Raw genomic sequence first — 1,875 nt, forward strand, 5'->3', positions numbered from 1 at the left:
CCGGGGCCGACGCCGACGCGCTCGTCGCCCTCCGCGCGCTGATGTTCGAGGCGATGGGCGCCGCCCCCGCCTCCCTCGCCGACCCGGTGTGGCGGGCCGGCGCGCGCGACTGGTTCCTCGACGCCGTCGGGTCGGCCGGCGTGCGGGTCGTCGTCGCCGAGGTGGCGGGGGCGGTCGTCTCGGCGGCCGTCGGCGAGGTCACCGCCCTCGTCCCGGGGCCGTCCGCCCCGAACGGCTCGGTCGGCCTCGTCTCCAACGTCGCGACGCTGCCCGCCCACCGCGGCCTCGGGCTCGCGGCCGCGTGCACCGACGACCTCCTCACGTGGTTCGCCGAACGGACCGACGTCACCCGCGTCGACCTCTTCGCCACCGAGGCCGGGGCGCGCCTCTACGCCCGGCGCGGGTTCGTCACGGTCGGCCAGCCGGCGATGCGGCTCGCCGTACCCCGCGGCTGAGCTCGCGGCCGGGACGAGAACACGCCGTGCCCCCTCGCGGTCGCACGGCGTGTTCTCCTCGGACGGGGACGGCCCTCAGGCGTCGTCCTCGTCGTCGAGCCTGATCGAGCTCGTCTGCTGCACCTGCACGAGGAACTCGTAGTTCGTCTTGGTCTTGCGGAGGCGGTCCAGGAGCAGCTCGATGCCCTGCTGGCTGTCCAGTGCGGCGAGCACCCGCCGCAGCTTCCACATGATCTTCAGCTCGTCGGGGGCGAGGAGGATCTCCTCGCGCCGGGTGCCCGAGTTGTTGACGTCGACGGCCGGGAAGATGCGGCGGTTCGCGAGCTGGCGGTCGAGCTTGAGCTCCATGTTGCCGGTGCCCTTGAACTCCTCGAAGATCACCTCGTCCATCCGCGAGCCGGTCTCGACCAGCGCGGTGGCCAGGATGGTCAGGGAGCCGCCGTTCTCGATGTTGCGCGCCGCGCCGAAGAACTTCTTGGGCGGGTAGAGCGCGGCCGAGTCGACACCACCCGAGAGGATGCGCCCGCTCGCCGGGGCGGCGAGGTTGTAGGCGCGGCCGAGCTTGGTGATCGAGTCGAGCAGGACGACGACGTCGTGACCCATCTCGACCAGCCGCTTGGCCCGCTCGATCGCGAGCTCGGCGACGGTGGTGTGGTCCTCGGCGGGACGGTCGAAGGTCGAGGAGATGACCTCGCCCTTGACCGCCCGCTGCATGTCGGTGACCTCCTCCGGCCGCTCGTCGACGAGGACGACCATGAGGTGGCACTCCGGGTTGTTCGTCGTGATCGCGTTGGCGATGGCCTGCATGACCATCGTCTTGCCGGCCTTGGCCGGCGCGACGATGAGGCCGCGCTGGCCCTTGCCGATCGGCGCGACGAGGTCGATGATCCGGGTGGTCACCATCGACTGCTCGGTCTCGAGCCGCAGCCGCTCCTGCGGGTAGAGCGGCGTCAGCTTGCCGAACTCGGGGCGGCGCCGGGCGTCGTCCGGGGTCATCGCGTTGACCGACTCCAGGCGCGCGAGCGGCGTGTACTTCATCCGGTTGTTGCGCGAGCCGACGGTCTGCTGCTGCGGCTCCTCGCCCTCGCGGGGCGCCTTGATGCTGCCGGTGACGGCGTCGCCCTTGCGCAGGCCGTAGCGCTTGACCATCTGCATCGGGACGTAGATGTCGCTGCTGCCGGGCAGGTAGCCGGTGGTGCGCACGAAGGCGTAGTTGTCGAGGATGTCGAGGATGCCCGCGACCGGCACGAGGACGTCGTCCTCGTGGATCTGCGGCTCACCGGCCTCGGCGGGCTGGCCGCCGGCCTGCTCGTGGGGGCGGCCGGTCCGCTTGTCGCGGTTGCGACCCCGGTTGCGACGGCGCCGACCGCGGCCGCTGCCGTCCTCGTCGTCGTCGCGGCGCTCCTGGCCGCGCTGCTCC

Annotated in this window: 2 protein-coding genes; one reads left to right on the forward strand and one right to left on the reverse strand. The window is 72.3% G+C overall.

All coding sequences use genetic code 11. The features are described from left to right. Positions 1–455, forward strand: a 455-nt coding sequence (locus tag PKA89_RS19960; RefSeq protein WP_324422565.1) for a GNAT family N-acetyltransferase, incomplete at its 5' end; no start/stop codon positions are given. Positions 456–530: 75 nt separating this feature from the next. Here the strand turns inward: PKA89_RS19960 and rho are convergent. Then, positions 531–1,875: transcription termination factor Rho (rho, locus tag PKA89_RS19965; protein ID WP_324422568.1), on the reverse strand; the 1,345-nt coding region annotated here is incomplete at its 5' end.

The sequence above is a fragment of the Phycicoccus sp. genome, from assembly GCF_035325325.1.
Lineage (GTDB): Bacteria > Actinomycetota > Actinomycetes > Actinomycetales > Dermatophilaceae > Phycicoccus.